Raw genomic sequence first — 26,943 nt, 5'->3', positions numbered from 1 at the left:
CAAGATCGACGCAGGGCTACGGGCCGACAGTTCGATGGCCCTCCGATAGCGGCTCCTCAAGACTGGATAAGTAGTGCGCAAAACCACTGGGCGCCCGCGCCTCCCGACGCGCCGAGGTCACGACGGCGAGGTCGACCGCCCACGCGATCGGCTCGCCGTTGGCGCTGAAGGCTTCCACCAGTCGAACATCCTCGGCAGTGGTGACGGGCGCGAAGCCGCCCGCGGCGCGGTAGGCGTCGGCGGAGAAGGACAGATTGGCACCGTGGATATGGCGATGGGGACCGGCCCGATACTCACTGCGGGCCCGCTCCGCCACGTCGGCGCTACGTTCACCCCAATCCTCGACGGTGACCGTGCCCGCCACTACCCGTGCGCCTGCATGCGCATGGCTCAACTGACCCAGCAGCCAATGCTGGGGCACTACGGAATCGGCATCCGTCGTGGCCAGCCACACTCCTGCGCTGCGGTGACGACCGAGAAGCTCCGCCATACCCGCCGCCCGGGCTGACCCCACTCGGCGTTCATCGATCACGATGGATTCGATCCCCGCCTGACCGAAACCGGCGACGATATCGGCGGAGCGGTCGGTGCACGCATCGAGAACCACGATGACGGTGACAGGTACCGCGGCCCGTGACGCAGCCACTTCCATTGCGCTCAGGCACTCCACCAGAGTGTCCTGTTCATCGTGCACCGGGATGACCACGCCGATGCGGTCAATCCCCAATAGTGTTCCGCCCATGGCTAGTTCGTGACGGGCGGTACTGCCGAGGCCATCACCTTGGGCGCTCGGTCCCACGCGCGGTGCAGGCCCAGCGCGGCCGCAAGGTCGGAAGTGAACTGCTTACCGACGGTGTCGGCCACCTCGATGCCGGCGCCCTTGGCCGGGATTCGCGCGGCCTTGAGGACAGCGACACCGTCACCCCAGGCGGCGATCGTCTTGCAATGCCTAAACGCCTCCTGCAGCAGCACAACCAGCTTGATATCGCCGGAGGCGGCCGTGCCGTCGGCGACTACAAGCGCGTCGAACTCGATCGATCGCGTGGTCGCCAGTGTGCGGTCCACCGTGATCTTGCGACGACCGGACTTGAGCTCCCCACCGACCGGTGCAATCACGAGCGCGGTAACACCCAGTGCCGCAGCTGCTTTCATCAGTGTGGCGATACCGGCGAGATCCGAGCCGGCATCGGCGACGATCCCGATCTTGCGGCCGTCGATCCGACCGGGCTCGGCGAGCACCTGCACCAGCGCCGGCGAGATGGTCACGTTTGTGGCGGGACTGCCTTTCGGTGCGGGCAGTCCGAGCCCAGCGGCGACCTGCTCGCACAGGTCGGCGTCGACATTGGCCAGCACCTGCAGTTCACGTTCCTTGATCGCCTTCTCGTAGACCTTGCCGAGCTCGAACGTGAACGCCTCGACGATATGCGCCTGCTCGATCGGGCTCAGGCTGCGAAAGAACATGGTGGCCTGCGAGAAATGGTCGTCAAACGATGCCGGCTGGGCCCGCACCGCGGTTCCCCCGATCACCCGCGCTGTCTGTACGTAGCCGCCATGTTTGGCGTCGGCAGGGTGCGGCTCGTCCCCGTCGATGCTGTTGGGGTGATACGCGGCAGTGCCGGTGTGGATCGCGCTTTGGTGCATACCGTCGCGGAGCATGTCGTTGACGGGACAGTGTGGCCGATTGATCGGGAGCTGCGAGAAGTTCGGTCCTCCTAGACGGGTGATCTGGGTGTCGAGGTAGGAGAACAGCCGAGCCTGCATCAACGGGTCGTTGGTGGGTTCGATACCGGGGACCAGGTTGCCGGTGTGAAAGGCGACCTGTTCGGTCTCGGCAAAGTAGTTGGTGGGATTGCGATTCAGGGTCATCTTGCCGATGAGCCGAACCGGACACAGCTCCTCCGGAACCAGCTTCGTGGGGTCCAACAGGTCGATCCCCTCGAAGCTGTCGGTACCGTCGTCGGGCATCACCTGGATGCCCAACTCGTACTCGAGGACGGCGCCTGCCTCGATACCGTCTGCCATATCGCGCCGGTGGAAGTCCGGATCGCAACCGGCAGCAATCTGCGCCTCCTCCCACACCAGCGAGTGCACACCGGCGACCGGCTTCCAGTGGAATTTGACCAGGCTTGCCTTTCCCGAGGCATTGACAAGGCGGAAAGTGTGTACGCCGAAGCCCTCCATGGTCCGGTATGAGCGCGGGATGCCCCGGTCACTCATATTCCAGAGCACGTGATGGGTGGCTTCAGTGTGCAACGACACGAAGTCCCAGAATGTGTCGTGCGCCGACTGCGCCTGCGGGATCTCGCGGTCCGGCTGTGGTTTGGCGGCGTGGATGATGTCGGGGAACTTGATGCCGTCCTGGATGAAGAAGACCGGCATGTTGTTGCCAACCAGATCGAAAGTGCCCTCATCTGTGTAGAACTTCACCGCGAATCCGCGGGTGTCCCGAACGGTGTCCGCCGAACCGCGCGAGCCGAGAACCGTCGAAAATCGGGTGAAAACATCGGTTTTGGCGCCCTTTGGCCCGAGGAAGCCGGCTTTGGTGACCGAACGGGCGGTGCCGTAGGACTCGAACACCCCGTGCGCCGCCGCACCGCGCGCGTGCACCACCCGCTCCGGGATGCGTTCGTGGTCGAAGTGGGTGATCTTCTCCCGCAGGTGGAAATCTTCCAACAAGGTCGGTCCGCGAGAGCCCGCCTTCAAGGAATGGTCGGTGTCGGGAAGACGCAACCCCTGCGCAGTCGTCAGATAGGTCCCTGACTGGGCGCGCCCATCTGGATCAGACACTGATTCGGCGGTGGCTCCACTGGGTCCGACCGCCCTGGGGGCGGCCTGGTCGGACTTACGAGATGTTGGCATCGTTCTCTCCTGGCGAGTCAACAAAGATGACTTCGCCAAGGGGCTGCGGCGATGGTGCTTCGGGCTACCCCTCCCACAGCAGGGCGAAACCTCTGATGGTCACGTGCGCTCGGGCGAAGACATCCCCAGCGGCGCACGGACCGTTAGCCGGAGCCGAACGGTCTCTCAATTACGTTTCTAGGCAGCGCATTCGGGCGCCCCAGCTGATGTGCGCAGCCTGTGCGGACCGGACCAATCTGACCTCAGCGTGCCGACCTCGGGTCGCCGCCGGGAATGGGTGGGTTGACGCTCCGACGGGATGGGTACCAATAGCAAGCCACCGCAGGTGCGCTACCTGCCTCGATGAAAGGCCCGGCAATGCGAGTAGTGGTCGAACGCGGCACGACCCGGTGCCCACGATGCATGGCGCCAGCGGACTACGCGTTTCACGAAGCCGCCGACGATCGGTCACTGCGTTACACGGTGACCTGCCGACGATGCGCCAACGTCCACACCGAACTCTGCGCTCCGGCCCTCGTTGATGACGTTGCGGCATAGAGCTTTCCAGGATTCATCAGTGGGTAATCGCCCGGCGTGAGCCGCTTCCGTTATCTCTTGTCCCGTGAACAGTGCGGCCTGCGCCACGGGGTTGATTCCTTGGGGCGACGGTGCAGCCGCTGTGATATCCGTCGCCCTGGCGGTGCACAACTGGCGGTCTGAGCCCGTCCCTGTCACCATCGGAACAGTGTTTGCGCATAGCAGTATCGCCCCTGGTAGGGCAGGGTAATGGGCGTCACATTGTTTGCTCGATGTGTCCGCTGGCACCTTCATGCGCTGGGATCCAACCCGCTGACCCGCAGAAGCGATCGGCTTGAAGCGCTTGCCGTACTGGCGGTGCTCGCCACCGCACTTGTCGCCGTCCCGCTCGCGGCGCTGACAGGCTCGCAGATTCGCGATACGGGTGTGCGCAACGCCATCGAACAGTCGCATAGCCGTCACTCGGTGGAGGCCGTGGCGGTCGAGGGGAGCGCCGGCATGCCGGCGGACTTCGACAGCCCCGCGTCGGTGCGGGCGCAGTGGCGCGAGGGTGGCCGCCTGAGAACCGAACAGATCGTCACCCCCGGAACTGTCCAGGCAGGCCAGGAGTTGACCATCTGGCTGGACGCCACAGGCAAGGTGGTCACTGCCCCGCTGACGGCCCAGGACGCGGAGTTGTCCGCACTGGTCGCCGAATGCACGCTCTGGTGCGTCATGGTCGCCTTCGGCGCATTGGCGGCTCTCACCGTCCGGATCCGGCTCGATCGATCTCGCGAACGTGCCTGGGAACGTGAACTGCAACTTTTGGCGCACAACGACGACGGTTGGGCCAACCGGCATACCTGACCGCCGCCCCCGATCATCCGCGATCGTAGCGATGATAGGTCGGCGACATCGCGCCGTCGGGGTCGAGCCGACCCAGGATCGCGTCGGCAATGACAGCCAGCTGACCCACCTGCTCCGGGGTGAGCGCATCGATGACGTTGGCGCGGACGTTGGCGACGTGTCCAGGCGCGGCGTGACGCACTCTGCGCCAGCCCGCCGCCGTCAAGCGAGCGTTGGTGGCGCGGGCGTCCTCCGGACACTGAAACCGCTCCACCAGCCCTCGCTCCTCAAGTCGCTTCACGACATGAGACAACCGAGGCTGTGTCGCATTAGTCTGCGCCGCAAGCGCACTCATCCGCAAAGTACGCCTCGGTGCCTCCGACAACATCGCCAGTACGAAGTATTCGAAATGCATCAGATCGGCATCCCGGCGCAATTGCGAATCGAGCACGCCCGGCAACAGTTCGAGAACTGACGCCAGCCGCACCCAGGCCGCCAGTTCGTCGTGATCCAGTCCTGTGGTGTCCATCTCGGCATCATCGCACAAAAGTTGTAGATACAACTATCATCTGTTACGTTTTCAGTTGTAGCTACAACCAATCGTCACAACGAAAGCTTCGCCGATGGCCGTCTCCCCTGTTCGCCTGAACCACGCCGTGCTGTTCGTGGCCGATATCGAGCGCGCCGTCCGTTTCTACACCGAGGTGTTCGGCATGGAGGTCGTCAGCCGAGAGTCCGCGCTGGGCGGCGCCGCTTTCCTGCGACTACCTCGGTCTGGCAACCACCACGATCTCGGCCTGTTCGGCATTCGCGGCGCGATCGCGCAGCCACGCCACTCAGTGGGCCTCTACCACCTCGCCTGGCAGCTCGACACCATCGACGAGCTCGTCGAGTCCCGTCAGACCCTGCTCGACGCCGGCGCCTATACCGGCGAGTCGAATCACGGGGCAACCAAAAGCGTCTACGGCGCAGACCCCGACGGCAACCAGTTCGAGATCATGTGGATGCTCCCCCGCACCAGCTGGGGTCCCTACGATAACTCCGCCGTCGTCGAAAGACTGGACCTGACAGCGGAGTTGACACAATGGTCCGGCATCCGCACTGCCGGCGACATCGTCCATGACAGCACCCGGGCAGCGTTGCCCGACCCAACGCAGTAACTGAATCGAAGGAGACCCGCGCCATGCCCAACCCCACGCAGAATCTGGACGCCCGCCTCGCCCCATCCGCACCCGTCGTCCTGAGCGTGTTTCGGGTGATCGTCGGCCTACTGTTCCTCTGCCACGCTGCCGCACACCTTTTCGGTTGGCCGACCGGCCCCGCCGCCGCGGTGGGACTGTGGCCGTTCTTCTACGCCGGGTGCATCGAACTTGTCACCGGGGTGCTCATCACCCTCGGGCTCTTCACCCGTATTGCCGCCTTCTTCGCCTCCGGCACAATGGCTTTCGCCTTCTTTACTCAGCACCTCCCCACCGGCATCATCCCGATGACCAATGGTGGTGAACCTGCCGTCCTGTACTGCTTCGCATTCTTACTACTCGTCTTCACCGGCGGCGGCGCCATCGCCGTGGATGCCCGCCGTCGCGGCGCATCCCAGCTCTCGCACCGCTCGGCATCGTAACCGGACCGAACGGTCGCCCATTATCATTGGGGCACAGTCAGATCCGGAAGTTCGCTCATCGCGCCGTCTTAGCGGCACCGTCCAGTTGGCGGACCGCGGCGTGCTCGATGCGCTGATGTGCGCTCGCAAGTAACTCGTCGTAGCGCACGCGACGTTCCGGCGAGGCGGGATCGGACAACGCCACCAGGTCTTTGACGATCTGTTCGGCGAGCAACCGCAGCTTGACGTTGTGCTGCTGCGAGTGCACGCGCAACATCTGGAAGGCGGCGTCACCGTCCACGCCGTAGATGAACATCAACATGCCCTTGGCTTGCTCGATCAGAGCCCTGTTGTCGTTGATTTCCGTGACTCTGACCGAGATCTCGTGCTCGCGCGCACGTTCGGCCCGGCCGTCGGCTGCGACGGTTCCGTACGGACTCAGTCCGTTGGTCTCCGCACTCATCTCCGCTCCTCGACACCATCGGCGCTTTCGCCGTTGACCTCCGCGAGAGTCGCAACCAGCGAACTCGGCCAGGTAAGCCCGACAACAACGCCTGCCAACATCGAGAAGCTCTATACCCGCAGGATGACGATCTCTACACCTGCTGAACAGGTTTTCCCTGGACCCGCGCCAATTTTGTCGCACACGTCACTCAGGTCGAGCCTATTCTGCGACTACCTGCATTACACCGTGTAGTTCGACCGCGTTCCGGCGAGGAGCTGGCGATGACCGAAGTTCACTCTGAAGATCTTCCACTGACCGATACCGAGGTGCTGATCGTCGGGGCGGGACCAACGGGACTGATGGCCGCGGTGGCGCTCGCCAGACGCGGCGTGCGCGCGGTGATAGTCGACCGCAAAACCGGCCCGACCCGGGAATCCCGCGCGTTGGCCGTCCAGGCGCGCACCATGGAGATCTACGACCAGCTCGGACTGGCCGAGCACGTCTTGGCCGGCGCCTATCAGGCCGAGCGGATGCAGATCGGGCGGACCGGCGCCGTGGACGGCGTCGCGATCGGTGCACTCCAAGACGGTGCCACCCGCTTTCCCGGTGTCCAGATCTTCGAACAGAGCCGCAACGAACAGCTGCTCTACAACACACTTCTCGCCGACAACCGCGACGTCCGGTGGCAGCACCGCCTCATCGATCTGGTCGACAGCACTGCCGAACCGGGCGGTCGAGTGCGGGCCCTGTTGGAGGGCCCCGAGGGGCTGGTCGCGGTAACTGCCCGGTGGTGTATCGGCGCCGACGGCGCGGCCTCGGCGGTGCGCAGGGAATTGGACCTGCGCTTCGACGGCGTCACCGACGACGCGACGTTTTGGGTCGCCGACGTCCGCAACGTGCGCGGTGTCCCAGAAGGTTCCATGGCGATGCGATTCGGCACCGCCACCTTTGCCATCGCTTTTCCGCTGGGCGACGACGGTCATACCCGACTCGTTGCGCTGGCCCCGCGCGACACCATCACCCAGCAGGGGGCAATCGACTCGGCGCGGAGCGATCTCGGCCTGACCCTCGGGGCGGTCGACTGGTTCTCTACCTACCGGGTACATCACCGGGTGGCCTCCCGCTTTCGGGCCGGATCGGTATTTCTGGCCGGCGACGCCGGGCACGTGCATTCCCCAGTGGGAGGCCAAGGCATGAACACCGGTCTACAAGATGCGCACAATCTTGCGATGTTGCTCGCCGACATCCGGGATGGCCGGCTGGACGACCGCGCGGTGGCCCGCTACGAGCGCGAACGACGCCCGGTCGCTGTGCATCTGGTGAAAGTGACCGACCGCGCCTTCGGCGTCATCGGCCGGCGCACTCCGGCCACCGCCCTGTTGCGCCGACGGTTCAGTTTCGTCTTGGCCAAACTCGCGCCCGTGGTGTTGAAGTCCGCCCTGGGGCCACGCCTTGGGGGATACCTCGGGCAGTACCGGATCCGCTACCACTACCTCGAACCACAGGAGCAGACGCCGGCCTGGGCGGACGATCCCGCCGTGGGCCGGCGCCTGCCGCCGGTGCAGAACAACCAGCAATCGCTGCAGGACATGACGTGGCAACTCCACAGCTATGGCGCCGGGGAAGTGTCCCGACCTGAGGTTCCCGAATGGATGACGGGCCCACACACTTTCGGCGCCGACCCGCACGGACGGCTGCGGTCAGATCGGCTCTATCTGGTCCGACCCGACCAATTCGTGGCGGCGTCGATCCCCATGCACCGGGGCACCGCTGATGCCACGCAGCTGAGCTCGGCCATGGTTGTTCAGTGGATCATCGCCACCGGCGAGCCGACGGGCTGAGGGCTCCTCAGCACCGTCGTCTCTGTCCCACGCCGCACATCGCGCCGTGGGCTATTGTCTGCTTATGAATGCAGATAGTCATTCGATTGAGCGCCTCGACGACGACCAGGCCAACCTCATCGTCGAAGTGTTCCGAATGCTCGCCGACCCGACCCGCATTCAGGTGCTGTGGGCGCTGACCGGCGGCGAGTACTCCGTCAACGAACTGGCCGAACGCGTCGACAAACCCGCACCGTCGGTCTCGCAGCATCTGGCCAAGCTGCGGATGGCCCGACTGGTGCGCACCCGCCGGTCCGGCACCACCATCTTCTACAGCCTGGAAAACGAGCATGTTCGTCAACTGGTGAGCGACGCGGTGTTCAACGCCGAACATGCCGGGCCTGGAGTGCCCTCCCACCACCGCAAGGACGGCGGCATCCGGACCGTCGATTCGACGAGCCCGTCCCGAAAGGCGAGCCAGCGATGACTGCCCACCACAACCACACCCATCCACACGGCCATCACCACCATGCCGGACACGGCCACGCACACCCGGGGGGCCCGCTCAGGGTGCTCAGGGAAATCTTCGCTCCCCATTCGCATGATTCCGCGGACAGCATCGACAATGCCCTTGAGTCGAGCGCAGCCGGGATTCGCGCCGTCAAGATCAGCCTGCTGATACTCGGGATGACCGCGGTCGCGCAGATCGTCATCGTCATGATATCGGGGTCAGTTGCGTTGGCAGCGGACACTATTCACAACTTCTCCGACGCGCTGACCGCCGTACCGCTGTGGATAGCGTTCGCGCTGGGCACCAAAGTGGCAACCCGCCGCTACACCTATGGATTTGGCCGCGTCGAGGACCTGGCCGGTGTCTTCGTCGTCGCCACGATGGCCTTGTCGGCGATCATCACTGGATACGAGGCCACGATACGGCTCATCCATCCACAGCCGATCGAACAGACCGGCTGGGTGGCTACGGCCGGCCTACTCGGGTTCATCGGTAATGAATGGGTTGCGCTGTACCGTATCCGGGTGGGCCGTCGGATCGGCTCCGCCGCCCTGATCGCCGATGGGCTGCACGCTCGAACTGACGGATTCACCTCTCTGGCAGTCCTGTTCGCTGCCGGTGGTGTCGCTCTCGGGTTCCCGCTGGCCGACCCGATCATCGGCCTGATCATCACTGTCGCCATCCTGGCGGTCCTGCGTACGGCCGTTCGCGACGTGTTCCGCCGCCTGCTCGACGGCGTCGATCCCGAGTTCGTCGACGCCGCGGAAGCAGCACTGGCCCGCCGTCCCGGGGTTCGCGCGGTGCGCAGCCTTCGGATGCGCTGGATCGGACACCGGCTGCACGCCGACGCCGAACTCGATGTCGATCCCGATCTGACGCTGTCGCAGGCACATACCATCGCCCACGAGGCAGAAGATGACCTCATCCACGCCGTCCCGAGACTCTCCAGCGCACTGATTCACGCCTATCCGGCGGAGCACCCGGCGCACTCACATTAGATACGTTGCTGACGAACACTTTTGAGCTGCGCAATCGCCAGTACGTACATCTGCATCGCGCGCGACACATCAGCCACGACGACCTTTTCCTGTGACGTGTGCGCCAGATCGGGGTCGCCGGGACCCCAGATCACCGTCGGCACACCGCCCGCACTGAGGAACGAGGCATCATTACACGCCTCGTCGAATCCGAAAGTGGTCGCGCCCGAAATCATCTCAGTCGCGCTCCGGGCTGCCTGCGCCAACGGACTCGTCTCGTCGACGAGGCATGGCGGCCAGGTCTTGGTCACCTCGGTGGAAATCCCGAAATCGCTGTGTCGTTCGGCCACCGCCCGGACAGCGCGGTCGATGTCGCCGAAGACCTCAGCCGGCGATTCGCCCGGCACCAGGCGCCGATCGATTGTCAGGACGGCTTTGTCGGCAATCGAATTCACCACAGTGCCGGCGGTGAGCGTCGTTACCGTCAACGCCGATGCCGGAATGCCGTACGGACCGGCTGGACCGGGGTCCTGCGGCAGACATCGGATGACCTCAGCGGCCACCGGGATCGGATTGCGGCCCGCTGACGGTATGCCGGCATGCGAGGCCACCCCGTCGACTGTGACCCGAATCCACAGCAGCCCTCGGTTGCCGAGATAAGGCCGCAGACCGGTAGGTTCGGCGCAGATCGCCCAGTCGTAGTCGGCGAGCCCGTGCTCGGCGATGTACGGGATCAGCCCGCGGTCACTGCCCGTCTCCTCGTCTACGTCCACCAGCAGTGTGACGCTGCCCTGATCGAGTGCGTTCGCGGCACGTAGTGCCGCCATCACCCCGGCGAAACAGGCCAGGCCTGCCTTCATGTCACACGCACCACGGCCATGCAGTTCGCCGTCCTCGATGACGGCCGCAAACGGATCGCGCCGCCAGCCGACATCTACCGGCACGACGTCGATATGCCCCTGCAACAGAATGTTGGCGCCCGGTCGCGCGCCCTGGATGCGCGCCCGCAGCGTGGGCACTCCCCCAGCGGATCTGCTGACGCCGACATCTATCCCCGCCCGTTGCAGGTAACGGGTCAGGACGTCGAGCGCCTCTGCGGTTCCCGGCGCGTCGGCGCCGAGTGAACGGCACCGGACCAACTCCTGAAGCAAGTCGACGACAGCGGGTTGCACTTGCGCCAAAGCGTCCTGCAGCACAGCATCGATCAACACGTCCCGCATCGTTGCATGTCAGCGCTCGGCCTGCTGGGTACGTTTGGCCAAACCGTAGCTGTTCGATCAGCTTGGCTCACGCAGGGGCAGGCCGGCAGCGCGATAGATCGCGTCGATGACGGTCATGTTCTGTACCGAGTCCTGCGGCGAGGTCTTGACCGGTTCGCCGCGCAGCACGGCACCGGCGAACGCATCCAGCTGATAGGCATAGGATGGCCGCTTCGAAAGCCGTTCCACGCGTTTACTTTCGGCAGTCCGAACAGTCAGCCGATGGAATAGCGACGGCATGACCGGGTTCAGCACGCGCAGCTCACCACGGTCACCGATCACCCGTGCGCTGATCTGCAGGACATGCGATGACCACATCGAGGCGCGCACCCGACCGGTGTGCCCGGCAGGGAATCGCAGCTGAGCCGTGATGGCCCGGTCTATCTGCGGATCGCGTAATTTCGCTTGCGCCGAAACGACTTCCGGAGTTGCGCCACCGAAGATACGGGCCATGTGCACCGCATAGCAGCCAGCGTCCATCAACGCCCCGCCGCCCAGTCCGTAGTCATAGCGGATATCGGAGAACTTCGGCAAGGGAAAGCACATGGCCGACTCGACATGGGTCAGTGTGCCCAGCTCCCCCGAGGCGACGATGTCCTCGACGCGTAACGCCAACGGGTGGTAGCGATAATGGAACGCCTCCATGACGACCCGATCCGAGCCGGCTGCCAGTTCCGCGATCTCACGGGCTTCCTCGGCGTTGGCGGTAAACGGCTTTTCGCACAGCACATGCTTTCCCGCCGCCAGCGCCGCGCGGGTCCACCGGCCATGCAGGCTGTTCGGCAGCGGGTTGTACACGGCATCGATGTCGGGGGCGTCGATCAGCGCGCCATAGCTGGGGTGCACTCGAGCGATGCCATGTCTGGTGGCGAAGGTCTGCGCCCGTGCGACGTCGCGCGCGGCCACCGCAACCACCTGTACCTCGCGGTTACCCGCTGCCGGGGCGATCAGCGCCGACGGCGCGATGCGGGCAGCGCCGAGTATGCCGATCCGAATCGGTGGTCGTGCCATCCGCGCAATCTATCCGAAGAGCCTGGCCGCGACCCTAGAAAGACCTCGAACCGTGCAGCCATTCAACGGTTTCCGCCAGCGGACGGCGCGGGGTCGCCGGCAGCGGGTCGGCGTTGAGCGAAGCCCAACCGATGCGCAGCAGCATCTGCGGAAATGCGGTCGCCCCGAAAACGTCCACGGCCAGGTCTTTGCGGGTCTGCGCGATTTCCAGCGGCTCGGTGATCGGGCAGCTGGCCAACCCCAGCGCGGTCGCGGTCAGCAGGACGGTGCTGGTGGCTTCACCGGCCCGCAACCGGTCGATGTCGTGGTCCGCCGCGGTACCCAGCGCCACCAGGACGCCACGGTCGGTTCCCGCTGCCACATCGGGAGGCTGGGCCAGGGCCGTGCCGGCGAACAACCGACCGGGCGGGGTGGCGGCGGGGTCCGACGGTGGCGTATTCCGGGCAGGCACGCCGGCTGTCGACGCATACCGGCCACTCCATTCGGCCAGCTCACGGGTGTAGGCGTCATCGGTCGCATGCTCTCGGACGGATCTCGCGACCACCGCGTTGAGCGACTCCGTCGCCTCGATCTGACGCAGCAGCGTCCCCGCGCGGGCGGCGCGGGCACCCATCAACGCGATATCGCCACGCGGTACCGGCCAGCTGCTGTACAGCCGCCGGTCGGTGCGCCGCCGCGGAATGGCCGCGGCCAATGCGATATCGGTTTCGGTCGGTCGTGACGGCCGAAGCGAGACCGACGCCAGGTGATCGGGATCCGCCGGGTTGGGGAAGCGATGGATCTTCGATTGCCAGCCGAGGGCGGCCAGAGCGAGCACGCAGTGGTTCAACGCCGTCCCGCAACTCAACATCAGGTCGCGGCCGTCGGGATCAGTACGGCGCAACTGCAAGTCGCGGACGGCGTACAAGTGCAGGCTCTCGTCGCCGACGCGCCATCGCCATGGCTGGGAGTTGTGCACCGACGGCGCACGCGACGCCAGCGACAACGACGCGCGGACGGTCTCCTCGGTCGGGAAATGTGGATTCATGGAACTGCCCTCGGTTAGCCGAACTGTTCGTCAGTGTCATCGTGGCGGAGGGCACCGTGGCCAGGACAGAGCCCGAAGTCCTCAGTTCCTGGGACCTTTTTAGCCCCGGCCGGCCGGACTATCGTCGTCGCTGTGAGTACCGAGGGTTTCCATCCCGATCTACCGCGCTCCCATCCCAACGTGCGCCACATCTGCGGCGACGACGTCGACGGCGACACCGCCCAGACCTCGGGTATGCAGCGTTTCGAGGCGATCAGCAACAGCAGCGTCGGCTCCGAGAAACTATGGATGGGCCAGACCCACGTCAGCCCGTCGACAGCGTCCGGCGACCACCATCACGGCGAGGCGGAGACCGCGATCTATGTGGTCAGCGGCAACCCGGAGTTCGTCTTCATCGACGAGAACACCGGACAGGAATCCCGTATCCAGGCCGCCCCGGGCGACTACGTGTTCGTCCCGCCCTACACGCCACACCGCGAGGAGAACAACGATCCGCAGCAGGAGGCTGTCGTCGTCATCGCCCGCAGCACGCAGGAGGCCATCGTCGTGAACCTCCCGTCGCTCACCGGCCAGTAGGCCGGCTCTGCGATCTCGGCTGCGGCCGACCTTTCGCCAGCGTTTCATCATCTGTTAACCATCCTAAGCAGGTCATTTGCGCCGGTCAGGTCATACTTTGGTGTCATGCGCACGGCGTATCAGAACGAACTCTCGGCCTTGCTCGCCCAAGTGGGCGATATGTGCGGGCTCGCCGGGGTGTCGATGGAGCGCGCGACGCGGGCCTTGCTCGGCCCCGATCTGACCCTCGCCGAAGAGGTGATCACCGATCACGAGGCGATCGTCGAGATGGGCGTCGCCACCGAAGAGCGGGCTCTGGTTCTACTCGCGCGGCAGGCACCTGTCGCGGGTGACCTGCGTACGGTGGTCAGCTCGATGAAGAACGCCGCCGACGTCGATCGAATGGCCGCGCTCGCCCTGCACGTCGCCACCATCGCGCGGCGCAGGCATCCGCGCTGCGCAGTGCCCGACGACGTCGCCCCCTACTTCACCGAGATGGGCCGGATCGCTGTCGACCTCGGCAACAGCGCACGCGATGTGGTTGTCTCCCGCGATCCGCGTAAAGCCGCCCAGATCCGTCATGACGACGACGCGATCGACGAGTTGCACAGTCACCTGTTCACGGTTCTCAAGGACCAGGAGTGGCGCCACGGCGTCGCGGCCGGCGTCGACGTCGCGCTACTCAGCCGCTACTACGAACGCTTTGCCGACCATGCCGTCGAACTGGCCCGGCGCGTCATCTACCAGGCCACCGGAAGCGTCGCTTAACCCGGCTGCCACGCCAGGGGGCGCCGTCAGCGCGAGCCTTCGAGGTAAGCGACGATCGCGTTGGTGAGTCCGCGCCGGGCCAGATCGAGGTCGTAGAGCGCGCCGAGTTGCCGCTCCGAGACGATCCCCCGCATTGCTCCGGGAATGAACGTCGCGACTTCGCGGATCCGTTCGGGATCGACGTCGATGGCGGCGAACGCGGTCTGGCACGACGCGATCCAGCCCTGCCCCCACGACGAGAGCTCGGCCGCGGTCAGCGGATAGAGCCGTTCCAGTTCGAACTTCTCACGGGGCAGCGCCATTCGCAGGTTCTCGATGGCTTTGGAATCGGTGGCGGTCAGCCCGTCGTAGAGGATGTCGATGATCTGTGCGACGCGTTCACGCAACGGCGCCGTGGAGTCGGTCAACGCAGGCACGTCACCACGACGCTCCGCGGTCCGGTGCAGGACGGCCGCCCAGAATCCGTCGACGTCACCGAACTGGTACTTCACCGCACCCCACGTGGCACCGATATCCCGCGCGATGCGGTTGGCCGAGACCGATCCCGGGTCCCCGGTGGCCAGCGCCCGCAGCGCCGCCTCAAGCATGTTCTCCCGGGTCGCGTGGCCACGCCGGTTGGGACGCCGCTGCACGGTTCCCGGTTGGCTCATCGCACTGACAGTAGTGGCCGTCGGCCGGCTTCGGAGTTTTCCGTTGCACCCTCTGGTGTAGTTTCACAGAAGGCTCTACTATTCTCCAACCGACGCAGGTGCAACACTTCGGAGAGGACACCCGCGATGGCGAAACCGCCGCTGTCGATGACGCCGACCGGCTGGTTTCAGGTCGCTTGGTGCAGTGAGATCGCCGTCGGCGACGTCCACCACATGAAGTACTTCGGCCAGGAGATGGTGGCTTGGCGGGCGCGATCCGGCCGGCTGACCGTGATGGATGCGTACTGCGAACACCTCGGCGCCCACCTGGGTTTCGGCGGTCACGTCGAAGGCGAGGTCATCGAGTGCGCCTTCCACGGCTGGCAGTGGAATCACGAAGGCCACAACGTCTGCATCCCGTACGAGAGTCGCCCCAACCGGGGGCGGCGGATGCGCACCTATCCGGTCGCCGAGCACAACGACGCGGTGTACATCTGGCATGACACCGAGCGCCGGGAACCGTTCTTCGACCCGCCCGACGTATTCGCCAGCTTCGCCGATGGCAGCAGCGCCGCCGACTATTACCCCAGAGCCAGCATCTACGAGCCGAACCTGGAGTTGCACCCGCAGTACGTTCTGGAGAACGGGGTGGATTTCGCTCACTTCAAGTTCGTGCACAAAACCCCGATAGTCCCGGTGTTCACCCGACACGACTTCGCCGCACCCGTGTCCTACGTCGACTTCACCATCACTTTCGAAGGCGACGAGAACCAGTCGATAGACGATGTGCGCAGCGGCGTGGAAGCGATCAACGGCGGGCTGGGCATCGCGGTCACCAAGAGTTCCGGGATGATCGACAACCGGACCATCTCGGCCGTCACCCCGGTCGACGACCACACCTCGGATGTGCGCTTCACCGTCTACATCGGCCGCACCCCGGGCAAGGACACCCCAAGAGCCGAGCTGAAGGCCCAAGAGTTCGGCCAAGAGGTCATCCGCCAGTTCAGGCAGGACATCTATATCTGGTCACACCAACGCTATTCGGATCCGCCAGCGTTGTCGTCATCGGAATTCGAGGGTTTCACCGCGATCCGGAAATGGGCCATGCAGTTCTACCCCGACGGCCGCGGCGGCAGTGCCGCGGATCTGCGCGTCGCGTCACTCAATGAGAAGGGCTGATCTTCGATGAAGTCAACTGCACAGCGCCCGGTCCGGGTGTTCCAGGTCGCGACCGGCAACGTCGGTACCGAGATGATCAAACGGATCGCCGAGCAACCTGATCTCGAACTGATCGGATTGCATTGCTACACAGCGGAAAAGATCGGTCGGGATGCCGGTGAGATCGCCGGGCTGGCACCCAACGGAGTGATCGCCACCGGATCGATCGACGAGATCATCGCCGCCAAGCCCGATGTGCTGACGTTTCACGGGGTCTTCCCCGACGAGGACCTGTACGTGAAAGTCCTTGAGGCCGGAATCAATATCGTCACGACAGCCGACTGGATCACCGGCTGGCATCGCGACAGGAATCACCCCCACCCCTCCGGCAAGCCGGTCACCCAGCTGCTGGCCGAGGCATGCGAGAGGGGCGGCTCGACCTTCTACGGCACGGGAATGAACCCCGGCGTGAACCAGATCCTCGGCGTGGTGTGCTCGGCCGATGTCGCCGAGATCGAGAACATCACCACGCTCGAATCCGTCGACGTGTCATGCCACCACAGCAAGGACACCTGGATCGAGGTGGGTTACGGACTGCCCGTTGATGATCCGAGCACCCCCGGCAAGCTGGAGAAGTACACCCGGGTGTTCGCCGATAGCGTGCTGATGATGGCCGACTGTTTCGGGCTCGAACTCGACGAGGTGAAGTTCAGCCACGAGCTCGGCGCCTGCACCAAGGATGTCGACCTGGGCTGGTACACCCTGCCCAAGGGATCGCTGGGTGGCAACTACCTCAAGTACCAGGGCATGGTCGACGGCGTGCCGAGGGTGGAGACACACCTCGAATGGCAGATGACCCCCCACACCGATCCCAGCTGGGATATCAAGGGCTGCTATATCACTGCGATCAAGGGCGATCCCAATATCTACAACAAGCACATGATCTTCCCGAAACCCGGTGTCGATCTGTCCAACCCCGACAACTTCGCCTCGATCGGTATGACGGTCACCGGGATGCCCGCACTCAACGCCATCACCTCGGTGGTGGCCGCGCCACCGGGACTACTGACGAGTGCCGATCTGCCGCTGCGGGGATTCGCCGGACGGTTCAAGCTCTAGCCGAGCACACCGGGACGGCATTTCGAGGCGAAGCGGACCGGACAGGGCTGACGATGCAGCCGAGGCGACTGGAGCGACCTTCGTCCCTTCATGGCCACGTTGTGGACGCTCATCGTGCCTACTGAAGGCGGCAACGCTCGTCAAAGTTATTTGAGAACGCAAGAGAATCTGAAGTTACCATTGGGTAAACAGGAACACGTTCTAGTTATCCCGCTAACCTGCTCCTCGTTGACCGTGAAGTTCCTGTGAGAGATCCGCATCGCGCACTGACCTCTCAGGGCAGTTTTCGGCCAACCCGACAGAGTCAACTGAGGTTAGGGACTGGAATGCAGGTAGCTGTTCGCTCGTATCTCACCGCCGGGGTCGCGATGGTCGGGGCGACCGCCCTCATCGCCTCACCGATCTCGATGTCACCGCCACAGGTTCAGATCCCGGCCATCTACTCGGCTCAGGTCGGCCTCTCGGCGACGGTAGATCCCATCACACCGTGGCTGAACGTCGTCGAAAACGCGCTCACCAACGTCGCGGGGATCGGCACGGCGGTCGCGTCCGATCCCGCCCCGGCCCTGCGACAACTGATCACCAACTGGGTCGGCTACGGCGGAACGCTCGTCACCGGCCTCACCGGTGCCGGTGGAGCTGCCGCCAGCTGGGCGACCGAGACCCTCCCGGCGGCGCTTCAGGCTGTGGCCGCGAATCTCGCACAGGGCAACGTCATCGACGCGGCCCAGGAGGTCAACAACCTCATCGTTTCGGTACTGCTGATCGGCTTCCCTCTCTTCGACGCACTGGCGATCCCCAGCCAGATCGTGGACTCCATTGCCAGGGTCGTCACCGCGCTCACCAGTGTCAGTACCGTGCTTCCGCTCCTGTCCGGCGTACTGAGTCCGGTCATGAGCGTCGTCGCGGCGCTCGGGCAGCAGGGCCAAGCCGTGGCCGACGCGCTCGGTACCGGCGATCCGCTGGGCGCGCTCAGTGCCATCATCAACACTCCCGCCGCCGTCACCGGCGCGTTCCTCAATGGAGACCCGGACAACTACCCGGGCCTTCTCACCTTCCTTCCCTATGCCCCAGGCGCCGGCCTGATCGGAGCGCTGCTCGTGGCGATCCCCCAGGCGATCGCGGCGGCGCTGGCGCCACCGGCAACCGCGCGTCTAGCCGCGCAGACGGCCGCCGCCGACGTTTCCGCCGTTCCTGACGCGACCGCAGCGACGATCACCCTCGATGCACCGACCGGCACGGTGATAGAGACACCGCAAACCGAGGTGCACCCGGTGTCGAACGTGGTCAACGCCGAGGGCGGCGTCACCCTCACCGAGGTACCCACCGTGGTCGAGCAGGCCGCCCAGGAAACCGTCGTCGACAAGACCCCAGCGGGCGAGGTCGATAAGGACGCGGCCCCGGACCCGGGCATCGACGCCAAGGACGGCAACAAGGCCGTACCGGGTGAGGTAAACGGCCGTGCGACCAGTGGCAGCTCGGCGAAAGCCAAGCCGACGCAACCGGGGACACAGACCGAGACCCCATCGGCAGTCGACCACGCGACGCCCTCACGAAGCGCCAGTGCCAACGCCGGCAACTCGGACGGCTCGGCTCAGGCGGCTCGGACGACGGGTAAATCTTCATCCGTCAAAGCTGGCCGATAGCCCTGAACGGCGACCTTCAGGAGTCGCTACGGCACTGCTCATCGGTTGGTAGACAGTAGATCTCGCGCAGCGCTCGGCAGGGATAACCTTGCCGGGCGCTTTGTGCGGGCGGCGGTTGACTCGTACCCCGTCTACCAGCCGCCCTAGTTCACCGGCACGTCGCTGATCGGCCGCTGCACCCCGGCGCCGGGTCCGTCGAAGTGCCACCACTCGCCGGAATAGACCGTCAGCCCGCCGGCGTTCATCGCGGTCCGGAGCCTGGCCCGGTTGGCCTGCGCGGCAGCGCTGACCCCGTCGGTGGCGAATGCCGTTGCGCGCGGCGTGAAGTCATCGAAACCAGTGCCCATGTCGGCCCCGGCGATGGTCACGTCCACCGACCGGCCCGATTCGTGGCTGCGCGAGTACGGCCCCGGCTTGGCCACCCAGGCCGGATTCGGCACCGCGTCGAACATCCGCACCTGCACGTCGTGGGGCCGGTAGCAGTCCCAGAACTGCAATCGCTCCCCGGTTGCCCGCAGAGTCGCTGCGGCGGTAGCCAGCCCCGGCGCCAGGGATTCGTGCACCAGACAACGCGCATCGGCGGGATACAGCGGGACCCCGACGAAGTTGTCCGCCGTGGCATACCGCAAGTCGATGACCGCGTCGGGCACCACGGACAGTACGTCGACGAAACCGGCAGCACTCGCTGCCGCCGAGACGGGCGGCACCGGGGCGTCCGGCGCAGCGGCACCAACCCCGTTCGCCCCGACGATTGCCCACATGCCGGCGAGTCCGGCGACCACATAGCGATGCATGTCAGCTGCCGAGCACCGCACTGACCTGGCTCTTCTGCTGCACTTCGATACCGGTGTCGTTGCCCACCCGCAGCAGCGCCGTCGAGAACGTCATCCGTCCTTCATACCGGCCGAGATTCGCTCTTAAGAAGCCGGCGTAAAGATGGAGTGCGTGGACAGGGTGAGAATCGGATTCATCGGACTCGGAAACATGGGCGCGGGGATGGCCGCCAACCTGCTCAAAGCCGGCCATGAGGTGACGGTGTACAACCGATCGCGTCCCAAGGTCGACGCGCTGGTCGCTCTGGGTGCGGCCGCGGCCGACACGGTCGCTGCCGCCTGCACCGGTGACGTGGTGTTCACCATGTTGGCCGACGATGCCGCGGTGCAGCACGTGGCATTCGGCGATGTGGACCTCGCCGGCGGAATCGTGGACTCCCTGGCGCCCGGCGCTGTGCACATCTCGTCGAGCACGATCAGCGTTGCCCTGGCCAAGCAGCTGGCCAGGGCGCACGCCGATGCGGGTCAGCTGTTCGTCTCGGCTCCGGTCTTCGGCCGACCGGAAGCAGCCGCGGCCGCGAAATTGTTCGTCGTGGCTGCGGGGGCCGGCAGCACCCTCGAACGCGTCGCCCCACTCTTCGACGCGATCGGCCAGCAGACCTTCACGGTGTCCGATCATCCCGAGGCGGCCAACCTGGTCAAGCTCAGCGGGAACTTCATGATCGGCTCTGTCATCGAATCCCTCGGCGAGGCAATGGCGTTGGTACACAAGGGTGGGGTGGACAAACACCAGTACCTGGACATCCTGACTTCGACGCTGTTCGGGGCGCCCGTCTATTCGACCTACGGCAGGCTGATCGCCAACGGCGCGTTCGAGCCGGCGGGGTTCGCCGCCCGGCTCGGCCTCAAAGACATCCGACTGGTTCTCGAAGCCGGTGACGGTCTCGAGGTCCCACTGCCGGTCGCCAGCCTGCTTCGCGACCGCTTCCTGGCGCTACTGGCCTCCGGCGGCAGCGAACTCGACTGGTCGGCACTGGCGACGATCTCCGACCGGGACGCCGGGATACAGGGCTGAATTTGCCTCGGCCTAGACGACGCCGCGCAGCCCGGCCGCGCCGAAGACAGGTTCGAGCATGGCCGAGAAGTCCGGGCCGCGCCGGAGCATCTGACCGCCGTCGACGTTGATCAGCTGACCGGTGATCCAGTCGGCGGCATCGCTGAGCAGGAAGATCGCGGCGTTGGCGATGTCGTCCACCTCGCCGATCCGCTCCAGCGGCGTATTGATGCGGTAGTCACCACTGATCTCGGGTGAATCGATCACGGGGCCAAGCAGTTCCGTGCGCGTCAGGCCGGGCCGGATGCTGTTCACCCTGATCCGCGAGGCGCCGAGCTCGTCCGCGGCGAGTTGCATCAGATGGTCGATACCCGCCTTGGTCACCCCGTAGGCGCCGAACCAGCGGTGGGTGTTGCTCGCCGCGATCGACGATATCCCGACGAACGATCCACCACCGCCGCGGACCATCTCCCGGGCGGAGTGCTTGAGCACGTACATCGTGCCGTTGATGTTGAGGTCGACGGTGCTGCGCCACAACTCGGAGTCGATCTGCGTGACGGGCCCGATGGTGTGGCTGCCGCCCGCGCTGTGCACCACGCCGTGCAGTCGACCGTGCCAGGCGGTGGTGGCCTCCACGGCCCTGGTCACCTCGTCCTCGTTCGTGACGTCGGCAGGTTCGAACAGGATCGTTCCGGGCCCCCCGGCAGCGTTGATCTCCTCGACGGCGGCGGCGAGCTTGTCGGCGCTGCGGCCGATGATCATGACATTGGCCCCGGACGCCACCAGGGCCGCCGCGATTCCCTTACCGATCCCGCTGCCACCACCGGTGACCAGGTATGTCCGACCCTCGACAGACAGCTGCATGCCAACCCCTCAGAAGATGTAGTGCGCAAACTGGAACAGGTTCTAGCAATGGAACCATGCGAGGTCACCTGCTCCGTGGCGCGCCCCGGTTCTCAGGGGGTGTCGCGGCGGGCGATCTGCGTCTTACCCGCAGTGCGCCAGTCCTGAACGTCCGGCGGCTGTCCGACCGGGAACCGGTTCTCGTTGTGAGCAGCCCAATGCGCGTGGCCGAGCTCGTGGATGTGAAACGCATGCCGCAACGCCTCGGCGAAGCCCATCGCGTCGGAGGCCGCGTTGACGGAATCCTTGATGAGCAGCGACGCCATGGTGGCCGTGCTGGCGATCCGGCGGGCGAATTCCAGTGTCTTGTCTTCCAATTCGTCAACCGGGAACACCTTGGACACCATCCCCAACCGGTAGGCCTCGTCGGCGTCGAGCGCGTCCCCGGTCAGCAACAGCTCTTTGGCCTTGCGCGGCCCGAACTCCCACGGGTGTGCGAAGTACTCGACTCCTGGCATGCCCAGCCTGGCCGCGACCACGTCGCTGAACTTCGCGTTGTCGGCAGCCACGATGAGGTCACATGCCCAGATCAGCATCAACCCGGCGGAGATCGCATTGCCCTGCACCTGGGCGATGGTGATCTTGCGCAGGTCGCGCCAGCGCACCGTGTTCTCGAAGAAGTAGTGCCACTCCTGCAGATACAGCTTCTCGATGATGGGGGCGCGGGTGCCGCCGTCGACGGTGAAGCTCGGATGCAGAGTGGGCCCTGGCGTGCGCTCCTGCATGGCCGCGTCCGAACCCAGGTCATGGCCGGAGGAGAAGTTCTTTCCGCGGGCGGCGAGGATGACCACCCGCACCACATCGTCGGCCTCGGCCCTGCGGAACGCGTTGTCCAACTGAACGAGCAGCGTGCGGTTCTGCGCGTTGTGCTCAGCCGGCCGGTTGAGCCAGATGCGGGCGATCCGGCCTTCGTCGAGCTCCTCGTAGGTCACGAACTCGGCACCGTCGACCGTGTTGTCGCCGGCAGGATCGGGCCTGGCCATCACGCCACCTGTCTTTCTGGGGTCTTCTCTGGAACTGCCTACTGTTGTCCATACGGCTTGGCCTGCACATTACGACTGACGATCAGCCATCCGACCGCGGGGCGGTGTCGGGGTGCACAGCAGAGCGGGCGCACGGCAACGACTACCCGGGCGCGAAATCTCGGCACTCAGGGGGACAAGTGCGAAATTGACGCCTCGTCCCTACAATGCGCTTACATCAAATTGACAGCAAACTGACAGAAAGCGTGACGGAACATGCCGATGGCGGCCCTCTCCAGCCCTGCACGACGCCTCCTCCTGGCAGGCGGATTCGCCGTCACGATCGCAGCTGCGCCGGCGGCTGCCCTGTTCTCGACACCTACAGCAGGCCCGTCCACACCCGTCGCGGCCTGCCCCAGCGGTGAGACCGAAGACCTCTACACCGACATCTGCACACCGGAGATGTCACCGAATCAGCCTGGCGGCGTGAGCTATTCGACTCCCGGCGATTCGAACAGCGTCCCTGAGCTCGCGGGTATCCCGTGCACCGGACACGACACCGGAAAGTGCATCGGCCTATCCCAAGAACAGAGCCCGTATGTCGCTCCGCAGTCATCGCTGTCGTCGAGCCCCTAGATCTTCCCAGCCTTTGCAGGCGAATTTCAGGGTTTGCTACTAAGGTTCTTGTGGTAGCTCCGACAGAAAGCTAGACATGACAAACTTGATGGCCCCTTTTGAGGGTCGGGCCCGGCAGCTCCTGCTGGCCGGCGGATTCGCGGTGGCCGTGGCAGCTGCCCCCGCTGTCGCCTTCGCCGTGATGCCTTCCGCAGGTATCGCAACACATGTGGCGGCATGCCCCGCAGGCGAGACCGAGGATCTGTACACCGACAACTGCACGCCGGAGATGGCGCCCAACGTTCCGGGTGGCAACTATGCAACCGCGGTGCCCGGCGGCACTCTTCCTGAGGTGGCGGGAGTTCCGGTCACCGGCGGCAACTCCGGCACCATTCTCGGCCTCGAAGAGAACCAGGCCGACGTCCCCGACGTCACACCACATTCGAGTATTTCCTCCAGCCCGTAATTCTCTCGGACCCACCAGCGAGTGTTGTGCGGCGACCGCGGGTGAACCGCACTAGAGTGCCCCTGATCCGCACGAGAGAAAGCGCGCCGATGTCCACTCTTTCTGGTCCAAGACGACTACTGCTCTGCGGGGCGTTCGCGCTCGCGGTAGCGGCGGCCCCCGGCTACGCGGCGTTGGCCTCGCCTTCGTCGTCGGCACCGGCCGTCGCCAGTTGCGCTGCAGGCGAAACCGAAGATCTGTACACCGACAACTGCATTCCCGAGTTGTCTCCGACGGTGCCCGGTGGAAACTCTCCCACGCCTGTCGATTCGGGTCAGCTCACCGAATCGACGCCAGGAGATCCGGAGAGCATTCCCGAGGTCGACGGTATCCCCTGCAATGGCGGGCGCAGTTCGGCCGCGTGCTACGGACTTGAGCAGGACGCAGTCCCCGACGTGGTACCGCATTCCACGCTGTCCTCAAGCCCGTAAAGGCTCCACACAGCTGGGCGGCTCCGGGTTCGTCTCGGCGCCGCCCAGCTGCTTTCGTTCCACCGGACGTCAACGCCCCGGTGTCCTGTCACCTACAGTTGTGTGATGCCTGCTAAATCTGATCCTGCCGAACTCGGCGATGTCGAGCCCCTTGCTGACAGCACTGCACGCCAGGCCAGGCGCGTCGTCGCCGCCTATGCGACCGACGCCGACGAGTGCCGGGTATTCCTGTCGATGCTCGGCATCGGACCGGCAAAGCAAGAGGCGTAGGTGGCCCCGGAGGAGGACGCACTCACCCCCTCCGCGGTAACCGAGTTCGGGGAGTCCGACTTCGTAGTCGTCGCGAACCGGTTGCCGATCGACATGGAGCGGCACCCGGACGGCACCACAACGTGGAAGCGCAGCCCGGGTGGGCTGGTCACGGCCCTGGAACCGCTGTTGCGTCGCCGTCATGGCGCGTGGATCGGGTGGCCCGGCGTCGCTGAAGACGACGACGGCGACGTCCCCGGCGGTGGCGAGCCGATCCTCGACGAGGATCTGCGGATGTACCCGGTCCGGCTGTCGTCTACCGATGTCGCCGAGTACTACGAGGGCTTCTCGAACGCCACGCTGTGGCCGCTGTACCACGACGTCATCGTCAAACCGATCTACCAACGCGAATGGTGGGACCGGTATGTGGAGGTCAACCGCCGATTCGCCGATGCGACCTCCCGTGCGGCCGCCGAGGGCGCAACGGTGTGGGTACAGGACTACCAGCTACAGCTCGTGCCCAAGATGCTGCGCATGCTGCGTCCCGATCTCACCATCGGCTTTTTCCTGCACATCCCGTTTCCGCCCGTCGAGCTGTTCATGCAGATGCCGTGGCGCACCGAGATCATCGAAGGCCTCCTGGGGGCCGACCTGGTTGGTTTCCATCTGCCCGGTGGCGCCCAGAACTTTCTCGTCCTGGCCCGGCGGTTGCTCGGCGCCAACACCTCCCGCGCCACGATCGGAGTCCGCTCCCGGCTCGGTGAGGTGCAGTTCGGCTTCCGCACCATCAAGGTGGGCGCATTCCCGATCTCGATCGACTCCGCCGAGCTGGATCAGAAAGCTCGCAACCGAAACATCCGTCGTCGCGCCCGCGAGATCAGGACCGAACTCGGTGGTGCCCGGAAAATCCTTCTCGGCGTCGACCGGCTCGATTACACCAAAGGCATCGACGTTCGACTGAAGGCGTTTTCGGAATTGCTCGCCGAGGGCCGCGTCAAGCGTGAGGACACCGTGCTGGTGCAGCTGGCCACCCCGAGCCGCGAACGCGTGGAGAGCTACCGGGTGCTGCGCGACGAGATCGAACGCGAGGTCGGGCACATCAACGGTGAGTACGGCGAGGTCGGCCACCCCGTCGTGCAGTACCTACACCGGCCGATCCCCCGCGATGATCTGATCGCGTTCTTCGTCGCCGCTGACGTCATGCTGGTGACGCCGCTGCGCGACGGCATGAACCTGGTGGCCAAGGAGTACGTCGCGTGCCGCAGTGACCTCGGTGGCGCACTGGTGCTCAGCGAATTCACCGGTGCGGCAGCAGAATTGCGACAGTCCTACCTGGTCAACCCGCACGATCTCGAGGGTGTCAAGGACGGTATCGAGGAAGCGCTGAACCAGGATCCCGAGGATGGCCGTCGCCGGATGCGAGCGTTGCGACGCCAGGTGCTGGCACACGATGTCGACAGGTGGGCCAGGTCGTTCCTCGATGCGCTGGCGGGCAAGACCGAGACTATATCGGAGTGATGTAGTTGATCAGCCACTTCCCGTCGACCTTTTCGTAGTCGACGCGCAGCCGGCTGCCGTCATAGGCCGGCTGTTTGGACTTGTCGGTGATGGTGCGATTCATGTACACCATGACTGATCCCGAATTGCGCTGCGCCTCAAGCACTCCCACCCCGACCACATTGGCCTGGGTGACAACTTGGCGCTCCCGGGCCTGCGGGATGATGTCCTTGGTGGCCCGGTCCTCGAACTCACGGCGATACGCCGGGGTGAGCAGGGTGTACGCGTCGGTGAGGCTGCGCTCCACCGTCTGGTAGTCATACCCGAACACCTTGGGAATCTGAGCGGCGGCCAGCGGCGCCAGCTGGGCGCGGGTGGCCTGGTCGGCCCGCATCTCGACCCGGTTCCAGTACAGTGACCCGCTGATCCCGGCCAGGGCAACGATTCCCACGACCACGAGGGCGGCAGCGACGCGAGCCAGCCAGCCGGTGAGGCGACGCATCAGTTGCCTCCGTCGGGGTATTTCAAGTCGTAACCGGTCATCCGCCCGTTGTCGTCTTCATGCACGACCACCCGCAGCCGGTAGGCCTGCGACGGCTTGTTGACTCCGTCGAGATCGGTCACGGTCACCCGCACCGCCACCAGCACAGAAGCATTGTCCCTGGTGTCGTCCAAGCCCTCCAGAGCCGCGCCGTTGATCACTGCCTCCGAACTGGCATGGGTATCACGGAACATCGCCTTGAGGTTGTCGACATTGTTGCCCTGGCTCAGCGTGTCGCGCAGCGGGCCGCTGGTGCCGTCGACGAACTGGTTCACGCTCTGATCGATGTTGTCCTGGGTGTAGCTGAACATGTTCAGCACCGTCTGAGACGCCGTGTCGACGAAGCGTTGGTCGCGGGCCAGCACCGCGTCCCCGTTGCGCTGCTGGGCGACCAGTACGAAGACCGATGCCGCGAGCACTGCGGCGACCACGAATCCGGACGCCGCAGCGAGCCAACCGAAAAGCCGTCGATTGGGCTGCCGACGCGGCGGCGGAGCTGCCGGCTTGAGGGAGCGCGGTGTGGTGTCGGCCGGCAACTCGACCCGTGCGGTGACCGCGGTTGCCGTGGCGTCCGTGGTCGCGGTTGCCGGGCCCGCCGCCCGCGACGCACGCCGACGACGCTGCTTTGCCGTCTCGTCGGACTGTGCGGCAGTTGCAGCAGGTGGAGATTCCGCCATTACGATTCCGC

General features: G+C 65.2%; 30 protein-coding genes. 17 read left to right on the top strand and 13 right to left on the bottom strand.

The features are described from left to right. Positions 1–16 precede the first annotated feature (16 nt). Together H7J73_RS33195 and H7J73_RS33190 are read right to left on the bottom strand one after the other, a co-directional pair. Positions 17–742 carry a glycosyltransferase family 2 protein gene (locus H7J73_RS33195; RefSeq protein WP_264072104.1) on the bottom strand — a complete coding sequence of 242 codons (726 nt, stop codon included), beginning with the start codon at positions 740–742 and terminating at the stop codon, positions 17–19. 2 nt (positions 743–744) lie between these two features. Then, positions 745–2,859, bottom strand: coding sequence for a catalase (locus H7J73_RS33190; RefSeq protein ID WP_264072103.1), 2,115 nt, complete (start codon positions 2,857–2,859; stop codon positions 745–747). 765 nt (positions 2,860–3,624) lie between these two features. Between H7J73_RS33190 and H7J73_RS33185 the strand changes: the two genes are divergently transcribed. Beyond that, positions 3,625–4,221 (top strand): Rv1733c family protein, encoded by a 597-nt coding sequence (locus H7J73_RS33185; RefSeq protein ID WP_264072102.1) that lies wholly within the window; start codon positions 3,625–3,627, stop codon positions 4,219–4,221. A 13-nt stretch (positions 4,222–4,234) separates the two neighbouring features. Here H7J73_RS33185 and H7J73_RS33180 read toward each other — a convergent pair whose 3' ends face one another. Then, on the bottom strand, positions 4,235–4,729 hold the full coding sequence (locus H7J73_RS33180) for a MarR family winged helix-turn-helix transcriptional regulator (protein ID WP_264072101.1): 495 nt from the start codon (positions 4,727–4,729) through the stop codon (positions 4,235–4,237). Positions 4,730–4,823: 94 nt separating this feature from the next. Here H7J73_RS33180 and H7J73_RS33175 point away from each other — a divergent pair, with 94 nt between their 5' ends. Continuing rightward, positions 4,824–5,360 (top strand): VOC family protein, encoded by a 537-nt coding sequence (locus tag H7J73_RS33175; RefSeq protein ID WP_264072099.1) that lies wholly within the window; start codon positions 4,824–4,826, stop codon positions 5,358–5,360. A 23-nt stretch (positions 5,361–5,383) separates the two neighbouring features. Next, entirely contained in the window at positions 5,384–5,821 is a 438-nt protein-coding gene (locus H7J73_RS33170; RefSeq protein WP_264072098.1) for a DoxX family protein, read from the top strand. Positions 5,822–5,876: 55 nt separating this feature from the next. Here the strand turns inward: H7J73_RS33170 and H7J73_RS33165 are convergent, their stop codons facing one another. Then, the gene (locus H7J73_RS33165; protein ID WP_264072097.1) at positions 5,877–6,263 is read right to left on the bottom strand and encodes an ANTAR domain-containing protein; all 387 of its coding nucleotides are present in this window, start codon (positions 6,261–6,263) and stop codon (positions 5,877–5,879) included. A gap of 263 nt (positions 6,264–6,526) precedes the next feature. Here H7J73_RS33165 and H7J73_RS33160 point away from each other — a divergent pair, with 263 nt between their 5' ends. The 3 genes from H7J73_RS33160 (at position 6,527) to H7J73_RS33150 (ending at position 9,574) form a co-directional block, all read left to right on the top strand. Next, on the top strand, positions 6,527–8,086 hold the full coding sequence (locus H7J73_RS33160) for an FAD-dependent oxidoreductase (RefSeq protein ID WP_264072096.1): 1,560 nt from the start codon (positions 6,527–6,529) through the stop codon (positions 8,084–8,086). A 64-nt stretch (positions 8,087–8,150) separates the two neighbouring features. Further along, a complete protein-coding gene (locus H7J73_RS33155) occupies positions 8,151–8,552 on the top strand; it encodes an ArsR/SmtB family transcription factor (RefSeq protein ID WP_264072095.1) in 402 nt (133 codons plus the stop codon). Further along, a complete protein-coding gene (locus tag H7J73_RS33150; RefSeq protein WP_264072094.1) occupies positions 8,549–9,574 on the top strand; it encodes a cation diffusion facilitator family transporter in 1,026 nt (341 codons plus the stop codon). The genes H7J73_RS33155 and H7J73_RS33150 overlap by 4 nt, the downstream gene beginning before the upstream one ends. Here H7J73_RS33150 and H7J73_RS33145 read toward each other — a convergent pair. The 3 genes from H7J73_RS33145 to H7J73_RS33135 all read right to left on the bottom strand — a co-directional run bounded on the left by H7J73_RS33145 (position 9,571) and on the right by H7J73_RS33135 (position 12,850). Next, the gene (locus H7J73_RS33145) at positions 9,571–10,764 is read right to left on the bottom strand and encodes a M20 family metallopeptidase (RefSeq protein WP_264072093.1); all 1,194 of its coding nucleotides are present in this window, start codon (positions 10,762–10,764) and stop codon (positions 9,571–9,573) included. The two genes, H7J73_RS33150 and H7J73_RS33145, sit on opposite strands and share 4 nt — an antisense overlap. A 66-nt stretch (positions 10,765–10,830) precedes the next feature. After that, positions 10,831–11,823 (bottom strand): Gfo/Idh/MocA family protein, encoded by a 993-nt coding sequence (locus H7J73_RS33140; RefSeq protein WP_264072092.1) that lies wholly within the window; start codon positions 11,821–11,823, stop codon positions 10,831–10,833. A gap of 34 nt (positions 11,824–11,857) precedes the next feature. Further along, on the bottom strand, positions 11,858–12,850 hold the full coding sequence (locus tag H7J73_RS33135) for an Acg family FMN-binding oxidoreductase (RefSeq protein ID WP_264072091.1): 993 nt from the start codon (positions 12,848–12,850) through the stop codon (positions 11,858–11,860). 132 nt (positions 12,851–12,982) lie between these two features. On the opposite strand from H7J73_RS33135, the gene H7J73_RS33130 reads away from it, so the two are divergent. Both H7J73_RS33130 and phoU read left to right on the top strand, forming a co-directional pair. After that, a complete protein-coding gene (locus tag H7J73_RS33130) occupies positions 12,983–13,426 on the top strand; it encodes a cupin domain-containing protein (protein WP_264072090.1) in 444 nt (147 codons plus the stop codon). Positions 13,427–13,531: 105 nt separating this feature from the next. Next, positions 13,532–14,173, top strand: coding sequence for a phosphate signaling complex protein PhoU (gene phoU, locus H7J73_RS33125; RefSeq protein WP_264072089.1), 642 nt, complete (start codon positions 13,532–13,534; stop codon positions 14,171–14,173). Between the two features lie 26 nt (positions 14,174–14,199). Here phoU and H7J73_RS33120 read toward each other — a convergent pair whose 3' ends face one another. Beyond that, a complete protein-coding gene (locus H7J73_RS33120) occupies positions 14,200–14,823 on the bottom strand; it encodes a TetR/AcrR family transcriptional regulator (RefSeq protein ID WP_264072088.1) in 624 nt (207 codons plus the stop codon). 126 nt (positions 14,824–14,949) lie between these two features. Here H7J73_RS33120 and H7J73_RS33115 point away from each other — a divergent pair, with 126 nt between their 5' ends. The 3 genes from H7J73_RS33115 to H7J73_RS33105 all read left to right on the top strand — a co-directional run bounded on the left by H7J73_RS33115 (position 14,950) and on the right by H7J73_RS33105 (position 18,725). Further along, the gene (locus tag H7J73_RS33115; protein WP_264072087.1) at positions 14,950–15,981 is read left to right on the top strand and encodes an aromatic ring-hydroxylating dioxygenase subunit alpha; all 1,032 of its coding nucleotides are present in this window, start codon (positions 14,950–14,952) and stop codon (positions 15,979–15,981) included. 6 nt (positions 15,982–15,987) lie between these two features. Further along, entirely contained in the window at positions 15,988–17,079 is a 1,092-nt protein-coding gene (locus H7J73_RS33110) for an NAD(P)H-dependent amine dehydrogenase family protein (RefSeq protein WP_264072086.1), read from the top strand. Between the two features lie 326 nt (positions 17,080–17,405). Continuing rightward, the gene (locus H7J73_RS33105; protein WP_264072085.1) at positions 17,406–18,725 is read left to right on the top strand and encodes a hypothetical protein; all 1,320 of its coding nucleotides are present in this window, start codon (positions 17,406–17,408) and stop codon (positions 18,723–18,725) included. A gap of 143 nt (positions 18,726–18,868) precedes the next feature. On the opposite strand, the gene H7J73_RS33100 is transcribed toward H7J73_RS33105, so the two are convergent. Then, positions 18,869–19,486, bottom strand: a complete 618-nt coding sequence (locus H7J73_RS33100) for a M15 family metallopeptidase (RefSeq protein ID WP_264072120.1) — start codon at positions 19,484–19,486, stop codon at positions 18,869–18,871. A gap of 193 nt (positions 19,487–19,679) precedes the next feature. On the opposite strand from H7J73_RS33100, the gene H7J73_RS33095 reads away from it, so the two are divergent. Beyond that, positions 19,680–20,573, top strand: a complete 894-nt coding sequence (locus H7J73_RS33095; protein ID WP_264072119.1) for an NAD(P)-dependent oxidoreductase — start codon at positions 19,680–19,682, stop codon at positions 20,571–20,573. A 12-nt stretch (positions 20,574–20,585) separates the two neighbouring features. On the opposite strand, the gene H7J73_RS33090 is transcribed toward H7J73_RS33095, so the two are convergent. Both H7J73_RS33090 and H7J73_RS33085 read right to left on the bottom strand, forming a co-directional pair. After that, the gene (locus H7J73_RS33090) at positions 20,586–21,416 is read right to left on the bottom strand and encodes an SDR family oxidoreductase (protein ID WP_264072084.1); all 831 of its coding nucleotides are present in this window, start codon (positions 21,414–21,416) and stop codon (positions 20,586–20,588) included. Positions 21,417–21,508: 92 nt separating this feature from the next. Further along, positions 21,509–22,438 carry an enoyl-CoA hydratase gene (locus H7J73_RS33085; protein WP_264072083.1) on the bottom strand — a complete coding sequence of 310 codons (930 nt, stop codon included), beginning with the start codon at positions 22,436–22,438 and terminating at the stop codon, positions 21,509–21,511. A 261-nt stretch (positions 22,439–22,699) separates the two neighbouring features. Between H7J73_RS33085 and H7J73_RS33080 the strand changes: the two genes are divergently transcribed. From H7J73_RS33080 to H7J73_RS33060, 5 genes are all read left to right on the top strand, one after another. Beyond that, positions 22,700–23,053, top strand: a complete 354-nt coding sequence (locus H7J73_RS33080) for an intersectin-EH binding protein Ibp1 (protein WP_264072082.1) — start codon at positions 22,700–22,702, stop codon at positions 23,051–23,053. 76 nt (positions 23,054–23,129) lie between these two features. Further along, positions 23,130–23,498: an intersectin-EH binding protein Ibp1 gene (locus H7J73_RS33075; protein WP_264072081.1), complete on the top strand. Its 369-nt coding sequence runs from the start codon at positions 23,130–23,132 to the stop codon at positions 23,496–23,498. 89 nt (positions 23,499–23,587) lie between these two features. Then, positions 23,588–23,968: an intersectin-EH binding protein Ibp1 gene (locus tag H7J73_RS33070; protein WP_264072080.1), complete on the top strand. Its 381-nt coding sequence runs from the start codon at positions 23,588–23,590 to the stop codon at positions 23,966–23,968. 105 nt (positions 23,969–24,073) lie between these two features. Continuing rightward, complete coding sequence (locus H7J73_RS33065) at positions 24,074–24,238, top strand: hypothetical protein (RefSeq protein WP_264072079.1); 165 nt, start codon at positions 24,074–24,076, stop codon at positions 24,236–24,238. Beyond that, entirely contained in the window at positions 24,239–25,735 is a 1,497-nt protein-coding gene (locus tag H7J73_RS33060) for an alpha,alpha-trehalose-phosphate synthase (UDP-forming) (RefSeq protein ID WP_264072078.1), read from the top strand. It begins immediately after the preceding gene. On the opposite strand, the gene H7J73_RS33055 is transcribed toward H7J73_RS33060, so the two are convergent. Both H7J73_RS33055 and H7J73_RS33050 read right to left on the bottom strand, forming a co-directional pair. After that, on the bottom strand, positions 25,722–26,216 hold the full coding sequence (locus H7J73_RS33055) for a mammalian cell entry protein (RefSeq protein ID WP_264072077.1): 495 nt from the start codon (positions 26,214–26,216) through the stop codon (positions 25,722–25,724). The genes H7J73_RS33060 and H7J73_RS33055 overlap by 14 nt on opposite strands. After that, on the bottom strand, positions 26,216–26,932 hold the full coding sequence (locus tag H7J73_RS33050; RefSeq protein WP_264072076.1) for an Rv1363c family protein: 717 nt from the start codon (positions 26,930–26,932) through the stop codon (positions 26,216–26,218). Before H7J73_RS33050 ends, H7J73_RS33055 begins: the two co-directional genes overlap by 1 nt. Between the last annotated feature and the right edge of the window lie 11 nt (positions 26,933–26,943).

It is taken from the genome of Mycolicibacterium komossense (assembly GCF_025822605.1).
GTDB classification, from domain to species: domain Bacteria; phylum Actinomycetota; class Actinomycetes; order Mycobacteriales; family Mycobacteriaceae; genus Mycobacterium; species Mycobacterium komossense.
The sequence above is the reverse complement of the archived record's forward strand: the minus strand, read 5'-3'. Positions and strand labels throughout refer to the sequence as shown.

Bases quoted from the DNA above. Each gene is read 5' to 3' on its own strand.
- H7J73_RS33160 (WP_264072096.1), top strand. From the start codon at position 6,527: ATGACCGAAGTTCACTCTGAAGATCTTCCACTGACCGATACCGAGGTG.
- H7J73_RS33180 (WP_264072101.1), bottom strand. From the start codon at position 4,729: ATGGACACCACAGGACTGGATCACGACGAACTGGCGGCCTGGGTGCGG.
- phoU (WP_264072089.1), top strand. From the start codon at position 13,532: ATGCGCACGGCGTATCAGAACGAACTCTCGGCCTTGCTCGCCCAAGTG.
- H7J73_RS33165 (WP_264072097.1), bottom strand. From the start codon at position 6,263: ATGAGTGCGGAGACCAACGGACTGAGTCCGTACGGAACCGTCGCAGCC.
- H7J73_RS33190 (WP_264072103.1), bottom strand. From the start codon at position 2,859: ATGCCAACATCTCGTAAGTCCGACCAGGCCGCCCCCAGGGCGGTCGGA.
- H7J73_RS33115 (WP_264072087.1), top strand. From the start codon at position 14,950: ATGGCGAAACCGCCGCTGTCGATGACGCCGACCGGCTGGTTTCAGGTC.
- H7J73_RS33175 (WP_264072099.1), top strand. From the start codon at position 4,824: ATGGCCGTCTCCCCTGTTCGCCTGAACCACGCCGTGCTGTTCGTGGCC.
- H7J73_RS33070 (WP_264072080.1), top strand. From the start codon at position 23,588: ATGTCCACTCTTTCTGGTCCAAGACGACTACTGCTCTGCGGGGCGTTC.
- H7J73_RS33185 (WP_264072102.1), top strand. From the start codon at position 3,625: ATGGGCGTCACATTGTTTGCTCGATGTGTCCGCTGGCACCTTCATGCG.
- H7J73_RS33065 (WP_264072079.1), top strand. From the start codon at position 24,074: ATGCCTGCTAAATCTGATCCTGCCGAACTCGGCGATGTCGAGCCCCTT.
- H7J73_RS33135 (WP_264072091.1), bottom strand. From the start codon at position 12,850: ATGAATCCACATTTCCCGACCGAGGAGACCGTCCGCGCGTCGTTGTCG.
- H7J73_RS33105 (WP_264072085.1), top strand. From the start codon at position 17,406: ATGCAGGTAGCTGTTCGCTCGTATCTCACCGCCGGGGTCGCGATGGTC.
- H7J73_RS33170 (WP_264072098.1), top strand. From the start codon at position 5,384: ATGCCCAACCCCACGCAGAATCTGGACGCCCGCCTCGCCCCATCCGCA.
- H7J73_RS33085 (WP_264072083.1), bottom strand. From the start codon at position 22,438: ATGGCCAGGCCCGATCCTGCCGGCGACAACACGGTCGACGGTGCCGAG.
- H7J73_RS33080 (WP_264072082.1), top strand. From the start codon at position 22,700: ATGGCGGCCCTCTCCAGCCCTGCACGACGCCTCCTCCTGGCAGGCGGA.
- H7J73_RS33090 (WP_264072084.1), bottom strand. From the start codon at position 21,416: ATGCAGCTGTCTGTCGAGGGTCGGACATACCTGGTCACCGGTGGTGGC.
- H7J73_RS33075 (WP_264072081.1), top strand. From the start codon at position 23,130: ATGACAAACTTGATGGCCCCTTTTGAGGGTCGGGCCCGGCAGCTCCTG.
- H7J73_RS33100 (WP_264072120.1), bottom strand. From the start codon at position 19,486: ATGTGGGCAATCGTCGGGGCGAACGGGGTTGGTGCCGCTGCGCCGGAC.
- H7J73_RS33195 (WP_264072104.1), bottom strand. From the start codon at position 742: ATGGGCGGAACACTATTGGGGATTGACCGCATCGGCGTGGTCATCCCG.
- H7J73_RS33110 (WP_264072086.1), top strand. From the start codon at position 15,988: ATGAAGTCAACTGCACAGCGCCCGGTCCGGGTGTTCCAGGTCGCGACC.
- H7J73_RS33155 (WP_264072095.1), top strand. From the start codon at position 8,151: ATGAATGCAGATAGTCATTCGATTGAGCGCCTCGACGACGACCAGGCC.
- H7J73_RS33150 (WP_264072094.1), top strand. From the start codon at position 8,549: ATGACTGCCCACCACAACCACACCCATCCACACGGCCATCACCACCAT.
- H7J73_RS33120 (WP_264072088.1), bottom strand. From the start codon at position 14,823: ATGAGCCAACCGGGAACCGTGCAGCGGCGTCCCAACCGGCGTGGCCAC.
- H7J73_RS33140 (WP_264072092.1), bottom strand. From the start codon at position 11,823: ATGGCACGACCACCGATTCGGATCGGCATACTCGGCGCTGCCCGCATC.
- H7J73_RS33050 (WP_264072076.1), bottom strand. From the start codon at position 26,932: ATGGCGGAATCTCCACCTGCTGCAACTGCCGCACAGTCCGACGAGACG.
- H7J73_RS33055 (WP_264072077.1), bottom strand. From the start codon at position 26,216: ATGCGTCGCCTCACCGGCTGGCTGGCTCGCGTCGCTGCCGCCCTCGTG.